At 59.8% G+C, this 20076-nt stretch carries 20 protein-coding genes; 17 read left to right on the top strand and 3 right to left on the bottom strand.

Annotated features, from left to right (window positions below):
- Window positions 1–59: 59 nt before the first annotated feature.
- The 14 genes from flhA to Q8X48_RS06215 all read left to right on the top strand — a co-directional run bounded on the left by flhA (window position 60) and on the right by Q8X48_RS06215 (window position 14514).
- Window positions 60–2189 carry a flagellar biosynthesis protein FlhA gene (flhA, locus tag Q8X48_RS06150; RefSeq protein WP_126046766.1) on the top strand — a complete coding sequence of 710 codons (2130 nt, stop codon included), beginning with the start codon at window positions 60–62 and terminating at the stop codon, window positions 2187–2189.
- 11 nt (window positions 2190–2200) lie between these two features.
- Window positions 2201–3529 carry a flagellar biosynthesis protein FlhF gene (flhF, locus tag Q8X48_RS06155; RefSeq protein ID WP_407799440.1) on the top strand — a complete coding sequence of 443 codons (1329 nt, stop codon included), beginning with the start codon at window positions 2201–2203 and terminating at the stop codon, window positions 3527–3529.
- A 116-nt stretch (window positions 3530–3645) separates the two neighbouring features.
- Window positions 3646–4476 carry a flagellar synthesis regulator FleN gene (gene fleN / locus Q8X48_RS06160; protein WP_007975361.1) on the top strand — a complete coding sequence of 277 codons (831 nt, stop codon included), beginning with the start codon at window positions 3646–3648 and terminating at the stop codon, window positions 4474–4476.
- Window positions 4473–5213, top strand: a complete 741-nt coding sequence (fliA, locus tag Q8X48_RS06165) for an RNA polymerase sigma factor FliA (protein WP_007975362.1) — start codon at window positions 4473–4475, stop codon at window positions 5211–5213. The genes fleN and fliA overlap by 4 nt, the downstream gene beginning before the upstream one ends.
- Before the next feature lie 167 nt (window positions 5214–5380).
- The gene (locus Q8X48_RS06170) at window positions 5381–5752 is read left to right on the top strand and encodes a chemotaxis response regulator CheY (RefSeq protein ID WP_003183998.1); all 372 of its coding nucleotides are present in this window, start codon (window positions 5381–5383) and stop codon (window positions 5750–5752) included.
- Between the two features lie 21 nt (window positions 5753–5773).
- Window positions 5774–6562 carry a protein phosphatase CheZ gene (locus tag Q8X48_RS06175; protein ID WP_102674960.1) on the top strand — a complete coding sequence of 263 codons (789 nt, stop codon included), beginning with the start codon at window positions 5774–5776 and terminating at the stop codon, window positions 6560–6562.
- 46 nt (window positions 6563–6608) lie between these two features.
- Window positions 6609–8861, top strand: a complete 2253-nt coding sequence (locus tag Q8X48_RS06180) for a chemotaxis protein CheA (RefSeq protein ID WP_407799442.1) — start codon at window positions 6609–6611, stop codon at window positions 8859–8861.
- A gap of 48 nt (window positions 8862–8909) precedes the next feature.
- Window positions 8910–10040 (top strand): protein-glutamate methylesterase/protein-glutamine glutaminase, encoded by a 1131-nt coding sequence (locus Q8X48_RS06185; protein ID WP_407799443.1) that lies wholly within the window; start codon window positions 8910–8912, stop codon window positions 10038–10040.
- A complete protein-coding gene (locus tag Q8X48_RS06190; protein ID WP_007980738.1) occupies window positions 10040–10780 on the top strand; it encodes a flagellar motor protein in 741 nt (246 codons plus the stop codon). Before Q8X48_RS06185 ends, Q8X48_RS06190 begins: the two co-directional genes overlap by 1 nt.
- 12 nt (window positions 10781–10792) lie before the next feature.
- On the top strand, window positions 10793–11683 hold the full coding sequence (motD, locus tag Q8X48_RS06195) for a flagellar motor protein MotD (protein ID WP_217835982.1): 891 nt from the start codon (window positions 10793–10795) through the stop codon (window positions 11681–11683).
- 43 nt (window positions 11684–11726) lie between these two features.
- Entirely contained in the window at window positions 11727–12515 is a 789-nt protein-coding gene (locus Q8X48_RS06200) for a ParA family protein (RefSeq protein ID WP_007980740.1), read from the top strand.
- Window positions 12516–12641: 126 nt separating this feature from the next.
- Window positions 12642–13562 carry a CheW domain-containing protein gene (locus Q8X48_RS06205; RefSeq protein ID WP_102674957.1) on the top strand — a complete coding sequence of 307 codons (921 nt, stop codon included), beginning with the start codon at window positions 12642–12644 and terminating at the stop codon, window positions 13560–13562.
- A 73-nt stretch (window positions 13563–13635) separates the two neighbouring features.
- Entirely contained in the window at window positions 13636–14121 is a 486-nt protein-coding gene (locus Q8X48_RS06210) for a chemotaxis protein CheW (RefSeq protein ID WP_007980742.1), read from the top strand.
- The gene (locus Q8X48_RS06215; protein WP_407799444.1) at window positions 14122–14514 is read left to right on the top strand and encodes a DUF2802 domain-containing protein; all 393 of its coding nucleotides are present in this window, start codon (window positions 14122–14124) and stop codon (window positions 14512–14514) included.
- 179 nt (window positions 14515–14693) lie between these two features.
- Here Q8X48_RS06215 and Q8X48_RS06220 read toward each other — a convergent pair whose 3' ends face one another.
- Window positions 14694–15002, bottom strand: coding sequence for an EscU/YscU/HrcU family type III secretion system export apparatus switch protein (locus Q8X48_RS06220; RefSeq protein ID WP_407799595.1), 309 nt, complete (start codon window positions 15000–15002; stop codon window positions 14694–14696).
- 462 nt (window positions 15003–15464) lie between these two features.
- Between Q8X48_RS06220 and Q8X48_RS06225 the strand changes: the two genes are divergently transcribed.
- Window positions 15465–16385 (top strand): EamA family transporter, encoded by a 921-nt coding sequence (locus tag Q8X48_RS06225; protein ID WP_407799445.1) that lies wholly within the window; start codon window positions 15465–15467, stop codon window positions 16383–16385.
- Window positions 16386–16666: 281 nt separating this feature from the next.
- Here Q8X48_RS06225 and Q8X48_RS06230 read toward each other — a convergent pair whose 3' ends face one another.
- Window positions 16667–16996, bottom strand: coding sequence for an EscU/YscU/HrcU family type III secretion system export apparatus switch protein (locus Q8X48_RS06230; RefSeq protein ID WP_407799446.1), 330 nt, complete (start codon window positions 16994–16996; stop codon window positions 16667–16669).
- A complete protein-coding gene (locus Q8X48_RS06235) occupies window positions 16993–18567 on the bottom strand; it encodes a flagellar hook-length control protein FliK (protein ID WP_407799448.1) in 1575 nt (524 codons plus the stop codon). Before Q8X48_RS06235 ends, Q8X48_RS06230 begins: the two co-directional genes overlap by 4 nt.
- Before the next feature lie 199 nt (window positions 18568–18766).
- On the opposite strand from Q8X48_RS06235, the gene ccmA reads away from it, so the two are divergent.
- Window positions 18767–19402 (top strand): cytochrome c biogenesis heme-transporting ATPase CcmA, encoded by a 636-nt coding sequence (ccmA, locus tag Q8X48_RS06240; protein WP_126046745.1) that lies wholly within the window; start codon window positions 18767–18769, stop codon window positions 19400–19402.
- On the top strand, window positions 19399–20067 hold the full coding sequence (gene ccmB / locus Q8X48_RS06245) for a heme exporter protein CcmB (RefSeq protein ID WP_007980754.1): 669 nt from the start codon (window positions 19399–19401) through the stop codon (window positions 20065–20067). The genes ccmA and ccmB overlap by 4 nt, the downstream gene beginning before the upstream one ends.
- Window positions 20068–20076 lie beyond the last annotated feature (9 nt).

Here is a 20076-nt window from a genome sequence, read left to right on the forward strand (position 1 = left end):
AGCCGCCCTGCGCCTGCTTCAGGCGTCAAAAGTTTGCTTTAAAGGAACGGGGAAAACCGGTGGATCGCTCTCAGTTAATCAACAGTGCCCGCAGCAACATTGCCGACCTCAGTCGGGGCAATCTGGGCGTGCCGCTGTTGCTGCTGGTCATGCTGGCGATGATGATGTTGCCGGTGCCGCCGTTCCTGCTGGACGTGTTCTTCACCTTCAACATTGCCCTGTCCATCGTCGTGCTGCTGGTGTGCGTCTACGCTTTGCGCCCGCTGGATTTCGCGGTGTTTCCGACCATTTTGCTGGTGGCGACGCTGTTGCGCCTGGCATTGAACGTGGCCTCCACGCGGGTGGTGATGCTCCACGGCCAGGACGGTCACGCAGCCGCCGGCAAGGTGATCCAGGCGTTCGGCGAGGTGGTGATCGGCGGTAACTACGTGGTTGGTATCGTGGTTTTCGCGATCCTGATGATCATCAACTTCGTCGTGGTGACCAAGGGTGCGGGGCGGATTTCCGAGGTGAGCGCGCGTTTCACCCTCGATGCGATGCCCGGCAAGCAAATGGCGATCGACGCCGATCTCAACGCCGGCCTGATCGATCAGGCCCAGGCCAAGGCCCGCCGCTCGGAAGTCGCCCAGGAAGCCGAGTTCTACGGTTCCATGGACGGTGCCAGCAAATTCGTCCGTGGTGACGCCATTGCCGGCCTGTTGATCCTGTTCATCAACCTGATCGGCGGCATGGCAGTCGGTATCTTCCAGCACGGCATGACCTTCGGCGATGCCGGCAAGGTGTATGCGCTGTTGACCATCGGTGACGGTTTGGTGGCGCAATTGCCATCACTGTTGTTATCGACAGCAGCGGCGATCATGGTGACCCGTGCGTCCGGTTCGGAAGACATGGGCAAACAGATCAATCGCCAGATGTTCGCCTCGCCCAAGGCGCTGGCGGTGGCGGCAGGTTTGATGGCGGTCATGGGCCTGGTGCCCGGCATGCCGCACTTCTCGTTCCTGACCATGGCGGCCCTGGCGGCCGGTGGCGCCTACCTGTTCTGGAAAAAGCAGAACGTCGCCAAGGTTCAGGCCCTGCAAGAGGTCAAGCGCCAGCAGGAGCTGCTGCCGTCGCCGGCCCGCGCCCAGGAAACCAAGGAGCTTGGCTGGGATGACGTGACGCCCATCGACATGATCGGCCTGGAAGTGGGCTATCGCCTGATTCCGCTGGTGGACCGCAACCAGGGCGGCCAGTTGCTGGCGCGGATCAAGGGGGTGCGCAAGAAGCTGTCCCAGGATCTGGGCTTCCTGATGCCGACCGTGCATATCCGTGACAACCTTGATCTGGCGCCGAGTGCCTATCGCCTGACCCTGATGGGGGTGATCCTGGCGGAAGCGGAGATTTACCCGGATCGCGAGCTGGCGATCAACCCGGGGCAGGTCTACGGCACGCTCAACGGCATTACCGCCAAAGATCCGGCTTTCGGCCTGGAGGCGGTCTGGATCGAAATCAGCCAGCGTGCCCAGGCGCAGTCCCTTGGTTACACGGTGGTCGATGCCAGTACAGTGGTGGCCACCCACTTGAACCAGATACTCTACAAGCATTCCAGTGAACTGATCGGTCACGAAGAAGTGCAGCAACTCATGCAATTGCTGGCCAAAAGCTCGCCGAAACTGGCTGAGGAGCTGGTGCCGGGCGTGGTTTCGCTGTCGCAACTGCTCAAGGTGTTGCAAGCGCTGTTGGCCGAACAAGTGCCGGTTCGAGATATCCGCAGCATTGCCGAGGCCATCGCCAACAATGCCGCCAAGAGTCAAGATACCGCCGCGCTGGTGGCTGCCGTGCGGGTTGGCGTCTCCCGCGCAATCGTGCAAAGCATTGTAGGCACTGAGTCGCAGCTGCCAGTTATCACGCTGGAGCCAAGGTTGGAACAGATATTGCTCAATAGTCTGCAAAAGGCAGGACAAGGCTCGGAAGAGGGCGTTCTGCTGGAGCCAAGCATGGCTGAGAAACTGCAGCGCTCGCTGATTGACGCGGCGCAGCGCCAGGAGATGCAAGGTCAGCCGGTGATTCTGCTGGTGGCCGGTCCGGTTCGCGCGATGCTCTCGCGATTCGGCCGGCTCGCAGTCCCGGGTTTGCACGTGTTGGCTTACCAGGAAATCCCTGACAACAAGCAAGTGACCATCGTTGCGACAGTAGGGCCCAACGGCTGAGGTAGTGGTTTATGCAAGTTAAGCGTTTTTTCGCCGCCGATATGCGTCAGGCCATGAAGCTGGTTCGCGATGAGCTGGGCGCTGATGCAGCCATTATCGGCAACCGCCGAATTGCCGGGGGCGTCGAGCTGACGGCTGCGCTGGATTACAAGTTGTCGGCGCTGGCGCCGCGTGTTCCGAACATGGAGCTCGAAGACGAGCTGCGCAAGACTCAGTCGCGGATCGTCACCGCCCAGGCCGAATTGAGCCTGCGCAGCGATGGCGAGAGCGACAATGCGACCAACCGCCAGTTGTTCGCCGGCTTGCCGCTCACCGCAGCCGAGCCGCTGATCGAGCCCACGTACGACGAGCCCCGTCGCCCGGCACCAGCTGCTGTACCAGCGGTCGGTGGCGTGGACCCGCGCGCGTTCGACTCGATGCGCTTCGAGCTCAACAGCCTGCGCGAACTCATGGAAGTACAACTCGGGTCCCTGGCCTGGAACCAGCTGCAAGGCAGCCGTCCGGATCAGGCCAACCTCTGGCGTCGTCTGCAACGCATTGGCCTGTCTGGCCCGCTGTCGCGCGACCTGCTGGCACTGATAACCGAAATCCAGGAGCCTCGTCAGGCCTGGCGCATGTTGCTGGCGCACCTGGCGCGCATGATCGTTACCCCGGAAGTCGAGCCGCTGGAAGAGGGTGGAGTCATCGCCATGGTCGGCCCTGCCGGCATGGGCAAGACCACCACCCTGGCCAAGCTGGCTGCCCGTTACGTGCTCAAGTACGGCGCGCAGAACATTGCGCTGGTGAGCATGGACAGCTTCCGCATCGGTGCCCAGGAGCAACTCAAGACCCTGGGGCGCATTCTCAATGTGCCGGTGACCCACGTCGATCCGGGCCAGTCCCTGGTGCAGGCGCTCGATCCATTGCTGCGCAAGCGCGTGGTGCTGATCGATACCGCCGGCCTGCAGGCCAGCGACCCGGCCTTGCGCATGCAGCTCGAAAGTCTGGCCGGTCGTGGCATCCGCTCAAAAAATTATCTGGTCCTGGCAACCACCAGCCAGAAACAGGTTCTAACCGCCGCTTATCACAGTTACAAGCGTTGCGGGCTTGCCGGCTGCATCCTGACTAAACTGGATGAAACGGCAAGCCTGGGCGAAGTGTTGAGCCTGGCCATCAGTCATGAGTTGCCAGTGGCGTACCTGACCGATGGCCCGCGGATTCCGGATGATCTCCATCTGCCGCGCCGTCATCAGTTGGTCAGTCGCGCCGTCAGTGTGCAAATGCAGGAAGAACCCAGCGAAGAAGCCATGGCTGACATGTTCGCTGACATCTACCACAGCCCGACCAAGCAGGTTGGCTGAGGTAATAATGAATCGTTTTTGTACCTACATCGATGGTCTGCCATGCATTGTTCCGTTTGTGAACGCGCAGCCAGTAATGTGGCCTCCGTCTATGCAAGACAAGGTAAAGAAATAACATGGGCAGCATGCATCCCGTACAGGTGATCGCGGTGACCGGCGGCAAAGGTGGCGTCGGGAAAACTAACGTGTCAGTGAACTTGTCCCTGGCTTTGGCTGAGCTTGGCCGGCGCGTCATGCTGCTGGACGCCGACCTGGGACTGGCGAACGTCGACGTTCTGCTGGGCCTGACACCCAAACGTACCCTGGCCGACGTGATCGAGGGCCGCTGCGAACTGCGCGATGTACTGCTGCAGGGGCCTGGCGGCATCCGTATCGTTCCGGCCGCATCCGGCACTCAGAGCATGGTGCATCTGAGTCCAGCGCAACACGCGGGCCTTATCCAGGCCTTCAGTGATATCGGCGACAACCTCGACGTATTGGTGATCGACACTGCTGCGGGCATTGGTGAGTCGGTCGTCAGCTTCGTTCGTGCAGCCCAGGAAGTGCTGCTGGTGGTGTGCGACGAGCCGACCTCGATTACCGATGCCTACGCCTTGATCAAGTTGCTCAATCGCGACTACGGCATGAACCGCTTCCGCGTCCTGGCCAACATGGCCCAGAGCCCGCAGGAAGGGCGCAACCTGTTCGCCAAGTTGACCAAGGTCACGGATCGCTTCCTCGACGTCGCCCTGCAATACGTCGGCGCGGTGCCCTACGACGAAAGCGTGCGCAAAGCTGTGCAGAAGCAGCGCGCCGTCTACGAGGCCTTCCCGCGTTCCAAGTGCTCGCTGGCGTTCAAGGCCATCGCGCAGAAGGTCGATACCTGGCCGCTGCCTGCCAACCCGCGCGGGCACCTGGAGTTTTTCGTCGAGCGTCTCGTGCAGCAGACAGCAGGACCTGTTCTATGACAGCCAGCGGTTACAACCTCTACAAAAAATCGGCTCGTGATGCGCAGTACGAGCTGATCGAGCGTTACGCGCCGCTGGTAAAACGCATTGCTTACCACTTGCTGGCGCGTTTGCCGGCCAGTGTCCAGGTCGAAGACCTGATCCAGGCCGGGATGATTGGCCTGCTTGAGGTATCGACCAAATATGACGCCAGCAAAGGCGCCAGTTTCGAGACGTACGCGGGCATTCGAATCCGCGGCGCCATGCTCGATGAAGTGCGCAAGGGGGACTGGGCGCCACGTTCGGTCCACCGCAATACGCGCATGGTCAGCGACGCCATTCGCTCGATTGAAGCGAAAACCGGCCGTGACGCTAAAGATCACGAAGTTGCGGCCGAACTCCAATTGAGTCTCGACGATTACTACGGAATTTTGAACGACACCTTGGGCAGCCGGTTATTCAGTTTCGACGACCTATTGCAGGACGGCGAACACGAAGGGCTGCACGAGGATGGCGCGAGTGCTCATACCGAGCCGTCACGCGATCTGGAAGATGAACGCTTCCAGGCTGCGCTGGCGGATGCGATTGCCAATTTGCCGGAGCGTGAGCGACTGGTGTTGGCGCTGTACTACGACGAAGAGTTGAACCTCAAGGAAATCGGTGAGGTCCTGGGGGTCAGCGAATCTCGGGTCAGCCAGTTACACAGCCAGTGCGCGGCCCGCTTGCGGGGGCGTTTGGGGGAGTGGCGAGCGCGCTGAAGGCAGTGTGGGGACACTGCGAAAGAGGCGGGTGTGGTGTTGAACTGCGCCGGTCCCGATCTGTTGTGCTCCAGACAGTCATTGAGTGCTTTGCCGGATTGATTGAAATGGCGCGTCCAGGTGCTGGGCGCGTTTAAGACTGCTTGGAGGTCGAATTGGACAAGAACATGAAAATCCTCATCGTTGATGACTTCTCAACGATGCGGCGGATCATCAAGAACCTGCTGCGTGACCTTGGGTTCACCAACACCGTCGAGGCCGACGATGGCACTACCGCCATTCCGGTGCTCAACAGCGGAAGCATCGACTTTCTGGTAACGGACTGGAACATGCCGGGCATGACCGGCATCGATCTGCTGCGTCACGTGCGTGCCGATGAAAAGCTCAAGCACCTGCCGGTGCTGATGGTGACCGCTGAAGCCAAGCGTGAGCAGATCATCGAAGCGGCCCAGGCCGGCGTTAACGGCTATGTGGTCAAGCCCTTCACGGCCCAGGCGTTGAAAGAAAAAATCGAGAAGATTTTCGAACGCATCGGTTGATGACTGCGCCACGGGGGAGCTATGGGCAATAACGAAACTTCATTGGGCGACTTTGAATCGACCCTGAAAAAACACGCCGTCGAATTGGTCGCGAGCCTTGAAAAAGGCAAGTTCGGCGACGCGGTGCAATTGATCCATGAGCTCAACCAGACCCGTGACCGCGGCCTGTATCAGGAAGTGGGCAAGCTCACTCGCGAACTGCATAGCGCGATCGTCAATTTCCAGATTGACCCGCACATGCCGCAAGCCGAAGAAGTGTCGCAGATCACCGACGCCACCGAGCGCCTGGGCTATGTGGTCAAGCTGACCGAGGCCGCGGCCAACCGCACCATGGATCTGGTGGAAAATGCCACGCCGCTGGTCAACAGCCTGGCGGACGAAGCCCAGGCCTTGAGCACGGACTGGGGGCGCTTCATGCGTCGTGAAGTCGGTGCCGAAGAGTTTCGTGAACTGGCCCGGCGGGTCGACGGCTTCCTGGCGCGCAGCGGCACGGACAATCGCGCGGTGTCGGGCAACCTCAACGACATCCTGCTCGCCCAGGATTATCAGGACCTCACGGGGCAAGTGATCAAGCGTGTGACCCAACTGGTCACCGAAGTTGAAAGCAACCTGCTCAAGCTCGTGTTGATGGCCAGTCAGGTGGACCGCTTTGCGGGCATCGAGCATGACCGTGAAGCGATGCTTGCAGAAAAAGATCCACAAAAACATCTCTCTCAGGGTGAAGGTCCGCAGATTCATGCCGATAAAAGAGAAGACGTTGTGTCCGGTCAGGACGATGTGGACGATTTGCTATCCAGCCTGGGATTTTAGAGTTTTAGGTTTTTTGGGTTTTTAGACCTTTAGGAGCACCCCCCTGATGAGCTTCGGCGCCGATGAAGAGATCCTTCAGGATTTCCTGGTTGAGGCCGGCGAGATTCTAGAGCAACTGTCCGAGCAACTGGTCGAGCTGGAAAGCCGTCCGGATGATGCGGATTTGCTCAATGCAATTTTTCGCGGTTTTCACACTGTAAAAGGGGGCGCCGGCTTCCTCCAGCTCAACGAACTGGTGGAGTGCTGCCACATCGCCGAGAACGTGTTCGACATCCTGCGCAAGGGTGAGCGTCGCGTCGATTCGGAACTGATGGACGTGGTTCTCGAAGCGCTGGACGCGGTGAACAGCATGTTCAGCGAAGTCCGCGAGCGCAGCCCGATCACGGCGGCGACACCTGAACTGCTAGCGGCGCTGGCCCGTCTGGCCGAGCCGCAATCGGCTGACGAAGTGGTTGCACCTGTTGCCGCCGTGGTTGAAGCGCCGGTGGCTGAAGCCGATTCAGGCGATATTACCGATAACGAATTCGAGCAATTGCTGGACTCGCTCAATGCCGTCAAGGCACAGGCCGAGGCGCCAGCGGTTGCCCACGCACCTGCAAGCGAAGCACCTGCAAGCGACGAAATCACCGATGCCGAGTTCGAGTCGTTGCTCGATCAGTTGCACGGTAAAGGCCAGTTTGCCGTCGATGCGATTGCGCAGGCTCCGGCTGCGTCAGAAGCTCCGAAAGCGTCGGGCGACAGTTCCGATATTACGGACGACGAATTTGAAGCACTGCTCGACCAGTTGCATGGCAAGGGCAACTTTGCTGTCGAGGCCCTGGAGTCGGCCATTGCTTCGGTGCCTGCACCTGCTGCCCCAAGCGCGGTAGCGGCTGGCAGCGATCTGATTTCCGATCACGAGTTCGAAGCGCTGCTCGACGAATTGCATGGCAAAGGCAAGTTCAGCGAAGTCGGCACCGCGGCGGCGGCCAACGGTTCGAACGCTGCGGTTGCGGCACCGGCAGCCAAGGCTGTGGCGCCCAAACCTGTGGCCAAGGCCCCCGAGCCAAAAGCCCAAGCGCCGGCCGCCGCTGCACCGGCTGCTGCCCGCGCCCCGGCCGCGTCACCGGCGGAAAAACCGGCGAGCGAAGCCGAGACCACCGTACGGGTCGATACCGCGCGTCTGGACGAGATCATGAACATGGTCGGCGAGCTGGTGCTGGTGCGTAACCGCCTGGTCCGCCTGGGGCTCAACAGCGGCGACGAAGCCATGTCCAAGGCCGTATCGAACCTCGACGTGGTCACCGCCGACCTGCAAACCGCGGTCATGAAGACCCGGATGCAACCGATCAAGAAAGTTTTCGGGCGCTTCCCGCGCCTGGTTCGCGACCTGGCTCGCCAGCTCAAGAAAGAGATCAACCTGGAGCTGGTCGGCGAAGAAACCGACCTCGACAAGAACCTCGTCGAGGCCCTGGCCGACCCGTTGGTCCACTTGGTGCGCAACGCCGTCGACCACGGCATCGAGTCGCCGCAAGAACGCGAAGCCTCGGGCAAGGCCCGTGGCGGCAAGGTGATCCTGGCAGCCGAGCAGGAAGGCGATCACATCCTGCTGTCGATCTCCGATGACGGTAAAGGCATGGACCCGAATGTCCTGCGTTCCATCGCGGTGAAACGTGGCGTGATGGACAAGGACGCGGCCGATCGACTGAGCGACACCGAGTGCTACAACCTGATCTTCGCCCCGGGGTTCTCGACCAAGACCGAGATCTCCGACGTGTCGGGTCGCGGCGTGGGCATGGACGTGGTGAAAACCAAGATTTCCCAGCTCAACGGTTCGATCAACATCTACTCGGCCAAGGGCCAGGGTTCGAAGATCGTCATCAAGGTGCCGCTGACCCTGGCGATCATGCCGACGCTGATGGTCATGCTCGGCAACCAGGCGTTCGCGTTCCCGCTGGTGAACGTCAACGAGATCTTCCACCTCGATCTATCGACCACCAACGTCGTGGACGGCCAGGAAGTGGTGATCGTACGGGACAAGGCGTTGCCATTGTTCTACCTCAAACGCTGGCTGGTCAGCTCCGCCGCTCACGAAGAGCAGCGCGAGGGCCATGTGGTGATCCTTTCGGTGGGCACACAGCGAATCGGCTTTGTCGTCGATCAACTGGTGGGCCAGGAAGAAGTGGTCATCAAGCCATTGGGCAAAATGCTCCAGGGAACGCCGGGCATGTCCGGCGCCACCATCACCGGTGACGGCCGCATCGCGCTGATTCTCGATGTTCCGAGCATGCTCAAGCGTTACGCCACACGGCGTATTTGATTCTGGTGGAGCGGGGCGCCTGGCCTCGCTCCATCTAATGGAGTGTTTATGGCAGTCAAAGTCCTGGTGGTGGACGATTCGGGGTTTTTCCGCCGCCGCGTCTCGGAAATTCTTTCAGCGGATTCCAATATCCAGGTCGTCGGCACGGCGACCAACGGCAAAGAGGCGATCGATCAGGCGCTGGCCCTCAAGCCCGACGTGATCACCATGGACTACGAGATGCCGATGATGGACGGCATCACGGCCGTACGGCACATCATGCAGCGCTGCCCGACCCCGGTCCTGATGTTCTCCTCACTGACCCATGAAGGCGCCCGGGTCACCCTCGATGCGCTGGATGCCGGTGCAGTGGACTTCCTGCCGAAGAATTTCGAAGACATCTCGCGCAACCCCGAGAAGGTCAAGCAACTGCTGTGCGAGAAGATTCTCAGCATCTCGCGCAGTAATCGTCGTGTCAGTCACTACAGTGCTCCGGCGCCTGTCGCTGCGCCAGCGCCGACGCCTGTGCCTTCCAGTGTGGGCAGTTTTGCCAGCAGCGCGCCCGCGCGTCCGGCACCGGCACCGATCCCGGTGCGTACGCATGCAACCGCTACGGCGTCGCCCGCGCCAAAACGCAAAAACTACAAGCTGGTGGCCATCGGTACGTCCACCGGCGGCCCGGTGGCACTGCAACGGGTGTTGACCCAATTGCCGGCCAACTTCCCGGCCCCGATCGTGCTGGTTCAACACATGCCGGCCGCTTTCACCAAGGCCTTCGCCGAGCGCCTGGACAAGCTCTGCCGCATCAGCGTCAAGGAAGCCGAGGATGGCGACATCCTGCGTCCGGGCCTGGCGCTGCTGGCGCCGGGTGGCAAGCAGATGATGATCGACGGTCGCGGCGCGGTGAAAATCCTCCCGGGTGACGAGCGTCTGAATTACAAGCCGTGCGTGGACATCACCTTCGGTTCGGCAGCCAAGTCCTACGGTGACAAAGTTCTGGCGGTGGTCCTGACCGGCATGGGCGCCGATGGCCGTGAAGGCGCGCGTCTGCTCAAGCAGGGCGGCAGTTCGATCTGGGCACAGGACGAAGCCAGTTGCGTGATCTACGGCATGCCGATGGCCATTGTAAAAGCTGAACTGGCCGACGCGGTGTACAGCCTCGACGACATTGGCAAGCATCTGGTCGAGGCGTGCATCTGATGGATGTTCTAAGCCTGATCGGCATCATCATGGCCTTTGTCGCGATCATCGGCGGCAACTACCTTGAAGGCGGTCACCTGGGCGCCCTGGCCAACGGCCCGGCAGCGCTGATCGTTCTCGGCGGCACCATTGGTGCGGCGCTGCTGCAATCACCGATGAGCGCCTTCAAGCGCGCCATGCAGATCCTCGCCTGGATCCTGTTCCCGCCTCGCGTCGACCTGGCCGGTGGCATCGATCGCGTGGTGAACTGGAGCCTGACCGCTCGCAAGGAAGGTTTGCTGGGGCTTGAAGGCATCGCCGACGCCGAGCCTGACAATTACGCCCGCAAAGGCCTGCAACTGCTGGTCGACGGCGCCGAGCCGGAAGCGATCCGCAGCATTCTGGAAGTGGATTTCTACACCCAGGAAAGCCGCGATATCGAAGCGGCCAAGGTGTTCGAAAGCATGGGCGGTTACGCGCCGACCATCGGCATCATCGGTGCGGTGATGGGCCTGATTCACGTCATGGGCAACCTGGGGGATCCGTCGCAACTGGGTAACGGCATCGCCGTGGCCTTCGTCGCCACCATCTACGGCGTGGCCAGTGCCAACCTGGTGCTGCTGCCGATTGCCGCCAAACTCAAAGCCATCGCGCTGCGCCAGTCGCGTTATCGCGAAATGTTGCTGGAAGGACTGCTGTCGATCGCCGAAGGTGAAAACCCTCGTTCCATCGAGTTGAAGCTTCAGGGCTTCATGGATTAAGGGAATAAGCTCATGGCTCGCCGTCGCCAGCATGAAGAACACGTCAACCACGAACGCTGGCTGGTGTCCTACGCGGACTTCATCACCTTGCTGTTCGCCTTTTTCGTGGTGATGTACTCCATCTCTTCGATCAACGAAGGCAAGTACAAGGTCATTTCCGAGGCGCTGGTTGGCGTCTTCACCGATTCCGATCGTTCGCTCAAGCCGATCCCTATCGGTGACGAGCGGCCGAAGACCGTGACCCCGGCCAAGCCGCTGGTCAAGGACAGTGACCAGGTCGATGCCGGTGTCTCCGGCGCCAGCGATCCGCTCAAGAGCATCGCCGACGACATCAGCGCGGCGTTCGGTGACCTGATCAGTTCCAACCAGATGACCGTGCGCGGCAACGAGCTGTGGGTCGAGATCGAGCTCAATTCCAGCCTGTTGTTCGGCAGCGGCGACGCCATGCCCAGCGACATCGCGTTCAGCATCATCGACAGGGTCGCAGCGATCCTGAAGCCGTTCGACAACCCGATCCATGTCGAAGGTTTCACCGACGATCAACCGATCCGCACCGCGCAGTATCCGACTAACTGGGAGCTGTCTTCGGCGCGCTCGGCCAGCATCGTGCGCATGCTGGCGATGCAAGGGGTGAACCCCGGTCGCCTGGCGTCGGTGGGCTACGGCGAGTTTCAGCCGGTGGCCAACAACGCCACCGCCGAAGGCCGTGCCCGCAACCGTCGCGTGGTGCTGGTGGTGTCGCGCAACCTCGATGTTCGCCGCAGCCTGACCGGCACCGGAACCGCCCATGCGCAACCGGATGCCGCGTTGAAGCGTGCTGGCACACAAACTGCACCGACCCCGGTCAAGTCGCCGGTACGAGAGAACGCCGTCAATTCTCCGTCACCCGCATTAACACGTTGAGCTATTTCTCGGCCGATCCGTTCGACCGGGAGGAACAATCCGAATGAGAGTCTGGGCAGTCGCCAATCAAAAGGGTGGTGTCGGTAAAACCACTTCCTCCATCGCTTTAGCCGGGTTGCTGGCCGAGGCGGGCAAGCGCGTGGTCGTGGTCGATCTCGACCCCCACGGCTCCATGACCAGCTACTTCGGCTACGATCCCGACAGCCTGGAACACAGCAACTACGATCTGTTCCTGCACAAGGGCAACGTGCCCCAAGGCCTGCCGGGCCAACTGTTGCTGTCGACCAGCGACGAACGCATTTCCCTGTTGCCGTCCAGCACCGCGCTGGCGACCCTCGAGCGCCAGTCGCCGGGGCAGAGCGGTCTGGGCCTGGTGATTGCCAAGAGCCTGGCGCAACTGTGGCAGGACTTCGATTACGCCGTGATCGACAGCCCGCCCTTGCTCGGCGTGCTGATGGTCAATGCCTTGGCGGCGAGCCAGCAACTGGTGATCCCGGTGCAGACCGAACACCTGGCGGTCAAGGGCCTCGAGCGCATGGTCAACACCCTGGCGATGATCAACCGCTCGCGCAAACAGGCATTGCCATTCACCATCGTGCCGACCCTGTTTGACCGCCGCACCCAGGCGTCCCTCGGAACCTTGCGCGTGCTGCGCGACAAGTTCCCCGACGAAATCTGGCAAGGCTATATCCCGGTGGACACGCGCCTGCGCGATGCCAGCCGTGCCGGGCTGACGCCTTCGCAGTTCGACGGCAAGAGCCGTGGCGTTCTCGCTTACCGTGCGTTGCTCAAGCATCTGCTGGCAGCGCAACTTGTTGCGCAGGTGGCGTGACATGACCTCGATCCCTGTAGGAGCGAGCCTGCTCGCGATGGTCGTCAACGATGACGCGGGAAACCTGGCACCCCGTGGCGCTCTCAGGTTCATCGCGAGCAAGCTCGCTCCTACAGGTGCGTGCGGATGAACCGGCCATTGAAGACAACATCGCGCCCGCAACTGGCGTTGCAGTCGTATCTGGACAGCCTGCTGCAGGAAGTGACCGAAGAGTTGGCGCTGCCCCCGGAGGAAGTGGTCGAGGAGATCGCCGCCGAAGCGGTGCTGGACGAATTCCAGGCAGCGGTGCTCGAAGAGCAGGCCCGTGATGCCGCGGCGGCCGCGCCGGTGCCGGCATCCGTAGCGCCAGTGTTCAAGGCGCCGGTGATCGAAGCCCCGGCGCCGGTCATGGCGTCCGTTTCGACCATCGCTCCGCTGCTGCAAGTCTTGGTACCGCCACCTGTTGAAGCGCAACCAGTCGCTGTCGAAGTGCCGCAAACCCTGGTACCGCCCGTCGTCGAAGTGCATCTGCCACCAAGCAATACGCCGCCACCGGTGGACACCGAGGGTCGTCCGTCCTGGGCCGCCGAGCCTTTCGAATGCCTGTTGTTCGATGTCGCCGGCTTGACCCTGGCGGTGCCGCTGGTGTGCCTGGGGTCGATCTATTCCCTGGCCGGTCACGAGCTGACGCCTTTGTTCGGCCAGCCGGAGTGGTTCCTGGGCATCCTGCCGAGCCAGGCCGGCAACCTCAAGGTGCTCGATACCGCGCGTTGGGTCATGCCCGACCGTTACCGCGACGATTTCAAGCAGGGCCTGCAATACGTGATTTCGGTCCAGGGCTACGAATGGGGCCTGGCGGTGCATCAGGTCAGCCGCTCATTGCGACTGGACCCGAATGAAATCAAATGGAGAAGTCACCGGGGTCAGCGGCCATGGCTCGCCGGCACGGTGATTGAACACATGTGCGCCTTGCTCGACGTCGCCTCCCTGGCGGAGTTGATCGCCAGTGGCGGGGCAAAGCACATGTCCGGCAGCAAGCCGAACCACAAACCGACAAACATCAAATAAACAACAGGTGACGTCATTCGATGGCGTTGCACGGAACACACACCGCCAGGGCGGTTTCTTGAGGGGGCAGGGTATGAATGACAAGGCAACGGCGGCAAAAGGTTCCGAAGATCCGATCCTGCAATGGGTCACCTTCAAGCTGGACAACGAGACCTACGGCATCAACGTGATGCGCGTCCAGGAAGTCCTGCGCTACACCGAAATCGCCCCGGTCCCGGGTGCCCCGAGCTACGTGCTGGGCATCATCAACCTGCGCGGCAACGTCGTCACCGTGATCGACACCCGTCAGCGCTTCGGCCTGATGAATGCCGAGATCAGCGACAACACCCGTATCGTCATCATCGAAGCCGACAAGCAGGTTGTCGGGATCATGGTCGACAGCGTGGCCGAAGTGGTTTACCTGCGTCAGTCGGAAATCGAAACCGCGCCGAACGTGGGTAACGAAGAGTCCGCCAAGTTCATTCAAGGCGTGTGCAACAAGAACAACGAATTGCTCATCCTGGTCGAGCTGGACAAGATGATGAGCGAAGAAGAATGGTCGGAACTGGAGAGTATCTGATTGATTCTCGAGGTTGCGGTCATTGTCCTGTTCCTGTTCTGGGCAGGCACGCTGGCGATGTTCCTGGCGTACATTCGCGCCCAGAAGCAGATCGCCGCGCAACAGGCCCAGAGCGATGCGCAGCGCGACCAGCGCATCAAGGACCTGGGCAAACGCGTTGACAACTACCAGAACGGCAACGTGCGCATGGGCGAAGACCTGCATGAACTGCGGGCGATCGTTGCGCCGTTGCCGGACAAACTGGCGCAGCTGGAACAGCGCGACCCGACCAGCCTGTCGTTTGCCCAGGCAGCACGATTGGTCGGAATGGGCGCCAGCGTCGACGAACTCACCCAGTCCTGCGGCTTGACCCAGGCTGAGGCGGAGTTGATGAGCAAGGTGCACAAGAACTAGTTACCTGTAGGAGCGAGCCTGCTCGCGATGGACGTCAACGATAACGCGGGCATTCTGAATAAACGCGTCGCACTTGAGTCCATCGCTCGCTCCTACAAGGGTTCGGAGTCGTTCACAAAATCCGGAGCCACCTCTGCCCCTGTGGGAACGGGCTTGCCCGCGATGGCGTCCTCGAAACTTCAATAATCATCCCCGCGTTCGGTGATGTCCTTCTCGACCATCAGCGCATCCGGGGCCTGTCCCGCTGGAAACTTCCCCTTCAAACTCCACGCAAACGCAATGATCTCGGCAATCGTCAGATACAGCTCCTGTGGAATGCTGTCCCCAAGCTCCATGCGCGCCAGCAGCCTCACCAACTCGGCATTTTCGTAGATCGGCACTTGGCAGTCGCGGGCGATCCGCAGGATTTCTTCCGCCAGTTCTTCGTCGCCCTTGGCGGGGAAGGTAGGGACGGTTTGCCAGATGACTAATCGATTGATAGATAAAATACGTCACTTTGAGTGTTGCAGAATGATTCAAAATTTTTCCTTTTCAGGGAATCCTAGTCCTACTTTAAGAAGTCCTGAATAGACCGTCGCGATCAACTAAGTCCTACGGGATGAAGTATGAATATTCCTACAGCTAAATCTGTGTTTTAACGGCTTGTTTATTTTGGCGCTAATGGACTTGTCGTTTGTGTGTTGACAGGTGGAAACACAATTCTTTAAGTTTTGTTAGCGAGGGGTGATCAAAAGTAATCGATAAAGGAAAGGGGGGGTGAGGAAAATTTATACTCTGGGCGCTGGTCATATGGGTGGCGGCAGAAGAACGGGCGCGGATACAAAACCTTTTGGTGGATGAAGTAATGAATTGGACAAGGAAGGGTGAAGCCTATTGCAGTATGCACGAGGATGGCAAAGTAATATGGCTGTATGAAATAGTTGAAATAATTTTGTGGGAAAGGTAGAGGGATGCTGCCTTCAAATAGAGGTCGACATTTTTTTATCGGCGCGCTCAGTGGGGTATTGGCGAACGTGCTATTGGGGTTGTCTTCTGTTTTTTGGAAGTATATTGGGTCGTTGAGTGCGTTGGCGTTGCTCAGTTATAGGGTTTACTTGTCTTTGCTGACGGTATTTCTTGTTGTGTACGCTGGTCGGGAGCTAAGACCGCTTTTTGCTCAACTTAACATTAGGCTACTAATTTTACATGCCGTTGCAGCCATACTGATAGCGATCAACTGGGGGACGTTCATATGGGCATCTGTCCATGGTCGGGTACTTGAAAGCAGTCTCGGTTACCTGGTGGCGCCAATTTTAAGTATCGCGATGGGTATCGTTGTTTACAAAGAGCCAGTCACCGTGTTCAAAGCCGTGGCCGTGTTGATGATGCTGATCAGTGTGGTGAGTCTTTTCGTATTGAGTAATGATCTTGATATAAGAGTTTATCTAGGTATCGGTCTGGCTTGGGGCTTTTATTCGTGCCTGAAAAAAATGACATCTTTGAATGTTTTTAGTGGTTTGTTGTTAGAGTCTCTTGTGCTTTCTTTTTTTTGCACTTTGTTTTTTATATTTTCAGATCTCGGCATGGCGATTCCTGATGATTTTGGTTTGTGGCGCACGCTTCTTGTTTTTAGTTGTGGTGTTGTATCTATTATTCCGTTAGCGCTGTTTTCGTTTTCGGCTAAAAGGCTTTCTGTAATGTCTATGGGTTTGTCCCAGTTTGTATTGCCACTCACGCAGTTTTTTGTGGCAACGATAATTTACAAGCAAACTGCTTCTCCAATAACTGTAATGGCTCTTTTAGTCGTAATTATTGGGCTGTTAGTAGTTGTGTTCGAACCAATTCCCAAAAAACTGTGTTTTTGTGGTGGTGGAGGGCAAGATGAAGAATAAATACAAAGTCGTCGTAATTGGCCTGGGCGTTGTTGGAAGTACTTCGCTTTGGATCAGTAAGTTTGCCCGGCGTTTTTTATGTTTCTGCATGCTCCGGGCATGGCTTTAAATTCGCGACGGGTTTGGGAGATGTGCTTGCGAGAGCCGCTTTAGATGGTTTTCTTTCAGAGGAAGTGTCGATGTTTTACGCAGGCAGGTTTTCTGTTAGCAGTAAGTAATGGTATTCAAAGGGGACGAGGGGTATGTGCTGGTCTCCGTTGTTGAGTGTTTCTCAGCGTTGATCAATAGTCATCCCCACGATCCGTCACATCCTTCTCCATCATCAGTGCATCCGGACCCATCCCCGCCGGAAACTTCCCCTTCAAACTCCAAGCAAACGCAATGATCTCGGCAATCGTCAGATACAGCTCCTGTGGAATGCTGTCCCCCAGTTCCATGCGCGCCAGCAGCCTCACCAACTCGGCATTTTCGTAGATCGGCACTTCGCAGTCGCGGGCGATCCGCAGGATTTCTTCCGCCAGTTCTTCGTCGCCCTTGGCGGTGAGGGTGGGGGCGTGGGTGCCGTCGTATTTGAGGGCGATGGCCTGGCGTGGGGCGTTGGGATTTTTCATGCGGTTTCGTCGACCCAGCGTTGTTCGAGGCGGGTTTGGGGGCCTTGGGGTGGTCTGCCGAGGTGGCAGTCCAGGTCGCCGACGTTCAGGCCGGCGGCCAGCAGGCGATCACGCAGCCCGGCCAGATTGCTTTCGATCAGGCTGGCGGTGTACGGCCGTTCGGCCCAGAGCTGGCTGGAGAGGCTGCCCTTGATCAATTGCGCCTGGATTTGCAGGGGGCCCAAGGGCTCCATGGCGAAGGCCAGTTCGACTCGCCACAGCTGTTGCTTGGGTTCGCCTTGTTCGCGACGTTCTTTTGGTTGTTCTTTCTCGGCGGCGTCCTCGCGCTGGAACTTGACCTGCAAGGGCACGATGTCCTGCATGTTGCGCATCGGGATTTCCAGTTGCCAGGTGCTCATCAGCCGTCCGTCGGCGGTGACGCCGGTTTGTTCCAGGCTCGACAGCTGATGGCTTTGCAGGCGTGAAACCGCAGCGGCGGCCAGGCGAAGCAGGTGTTCGAGGTCGTTTTCACCCACGGCGCTTTGCAGCAGGCGGTCGGGCAGCGGGAAGCCGCTCGGCGACGGTTTGGCACTGACCTGGCCGAGCATGCCGAGGGCATTGCGGACAAAATTCGGCATGGCTTGGGCCAGGGTGTTGGCGGCGATGATCGCACCGAGGCTGGTGTTGGCCGGCAAGCCCTGGCTCAACTGCGCAACCAGTTTGAGCAGGTCGCCTTTCATGTCCGGTGCGAGTGTCGGGTTTTGCCCGTTCAGCAGTTTGCTTTCGAGGAACGCACCACTGCTGGCCAGCGCCAGGGCCAGGCCCTTGGGGGTGCTCAGTTGCTGGACATCCGGCAGGTTGGCGAGCAACCGGGCAGCGGCGCTGCGCAGTTCGGCGGAGGTCTGGTCCGAGGGCGCAAGGTTCTGCAGGCGCTGGAGCAAGCCATCCAGCGAGCCCTGGCGGCTTTGCTGGTCGACCAGTTGCCGCGTGACTGCCAGTTGTTCCTGGCGGCTGCTCAGGGGCACGAATTTCAATGTCTGGCTGTCTTGCACCTGCGCGCTCAACAAGGTGCCGATGCGCAAGGGCTGCGGACTGTCGATGCTCAGGGTGCTGCCGCTCAGCGCGGTATTGAGCAGGCTCACCATCGAGCGAAACACCAGGGGCTGGCCGGGCACTTGCGGCAGCACTTGCGAGGTCAGCACCTTGCCCTGCAGCAGGGTGCCAACGGGCAGTTGCGCGGTGTCGAGGCGGGTGAGGGTGGCGACGCTGGAGGCGATGGCCTGTTGCACCGTCACGGCCAGGTTGCCGGCCGAGGGCTGGCTGACGACCAGCGTGGTGCCCAGGGCCAGCGGTTGATTGCTGGTGGTCTGGACCGTGGTCTGGCGGCCGCTGTCGAGGGTGACCTTGAGCAGCATCTGGAAAGTCTGATCCGCCTGCTTGAGCGACAACACTTCGGCCTGGGCGGTTTGACCGACGCTGATCAGCCCCTCCACCGGCGTCAGCAATTTGAGCAACTCACCGCTGAGCACCTGTGGGCGTGAAGTCGCCGGGAGGGCCTGCGGCAGCGGTAGGATGTTCATTTCGCCTGTCATACGCGGTCACAACCTGAGGAAAATGCACTCTTTAGAGTAGGGCCTGGCATGTATAATGCCGCGCCGTTGTATCCAAAAATGGCGAAAACTTTGCAATTGTTTGACGCAGCTCTCTAGAACAAGACGTCATTGCATCTATGCTGCATCTCTTTAACGGCCGCGCCAGTGCCGACTTGAACCGTATAAGGCCCGTGAACCCTTGACCAGTCCTGTCCTGCAAACCGTTGCCCTTGCCTGTGAGCGAGACCTTCGGCTGCTCTTCGAAAATCTCGATTTGAGACTGGCCAGTGGCGAAATGATGCAAATCAGTGGCCCCAACGGCAGTGGCAAGACCAGTCTGTTGCGCCTGCTCTCGGGGCTGATGCAGCCGACTGCCGGTCAAGTGCTGCTCAACGGCCAGCCGCTGAACGAGCAACGCGGCGAACTGGCGCGCAACCTGTTGTGGATCGGCCACGCAGCCGGGATCAAGGATTTGCTGACACCGGAAGAGAATCTGAGCTGGCTGTGTGCCTTGCATCATCCGGCGAGCCATGAGGCGATCTGGCAGGCGCTGGCTGCGGTCGGGCTGCGCGGATTCGAGGATGTGCCCTGTCATACGTTGTCCGCTGGTCAGCAGCGTCGCGTCGCCTTGGCGCGTCTGTATCTGGATAGCCCGGCGTTGTGGATCCTCGATGAACCCTTTACCGCCCTCGACAAGCAGGGCGTGGCGCAACTCGAGGAACACCTGGCCGGCCACTGCGAACGCGGCGGCATGGTGGTGTTGACCACTCACCACACGCTGAGCCGGATGCCGGCCGGTTATCGCGATATCGATCTGGGGAGCTGGGCCGTATGAGTGTGTTCGGCCTGTTGGTCGCCCGCGAGGCGCGTCTGCTGTTCCGTCGTCCGGCGGAGCTGGCCAATCCGCTGGTGTTCTTTGCCATTGTCGTTTCGCTGTTCCCGCTGGCGGTCGGACCCGAGTCTCAATTGTTGCAAACCTTGTCTCCGGGCTTGGTCTGGGTGGCAGCACTTTTATCGGTTCTGCTCTCGCTGGACGGGCTTTTCCGCAGTGATTTCGAAGACGGATCCCTTGAACAGTGGGTCCTTTCGCCGCACCCCCTGGCTCTTCTGGTTTTGGCCAAAGTGCTGGCACACTGGGCTTTTTCCGGCCTGGCACTGGTTTTGCTGGCCCCCTTGCTGGCACTGATGCTCGGTTTGCCTGCCGCCTGTCTGCCGGTGTTGCTGCTTTCGTTGCTGCTCGGTACACCGGTACTGAGCCTGCTCGGTGCAGTGGGTGCGGCGCTGACGGTCGGCTTGAAGCGCGGTGGCCTGTTGCTGGCGCTGCTGATTCTGCCGTTGTACATCCCGGTATTGATCCTTGGCAGTGGCGCCTTGCAGGCTGCCTTGCAGGGGATGCCGGCGACCGGTTATCTCCTGTGGCTTGGTAGCCTGACCGCCCTGGCGATAACCCTGACACCTTTTGCAATAGCCGCTGGCCTGAAGATCAGCGTCGGCGAATAATGAGGTCTG

The organism is Pseudomonas sp. QLc11A (genome assembly GCF_052112305.1).
GTDB classification, from domain to species: domain Bacteria; phylum Pseudomonadota; class Gammaproteobacteria; order Pseudomonadales; family Pseudomonadaceae; genus Aquipseudomonas; species Aquipseudomonas laurylsulfatiphila.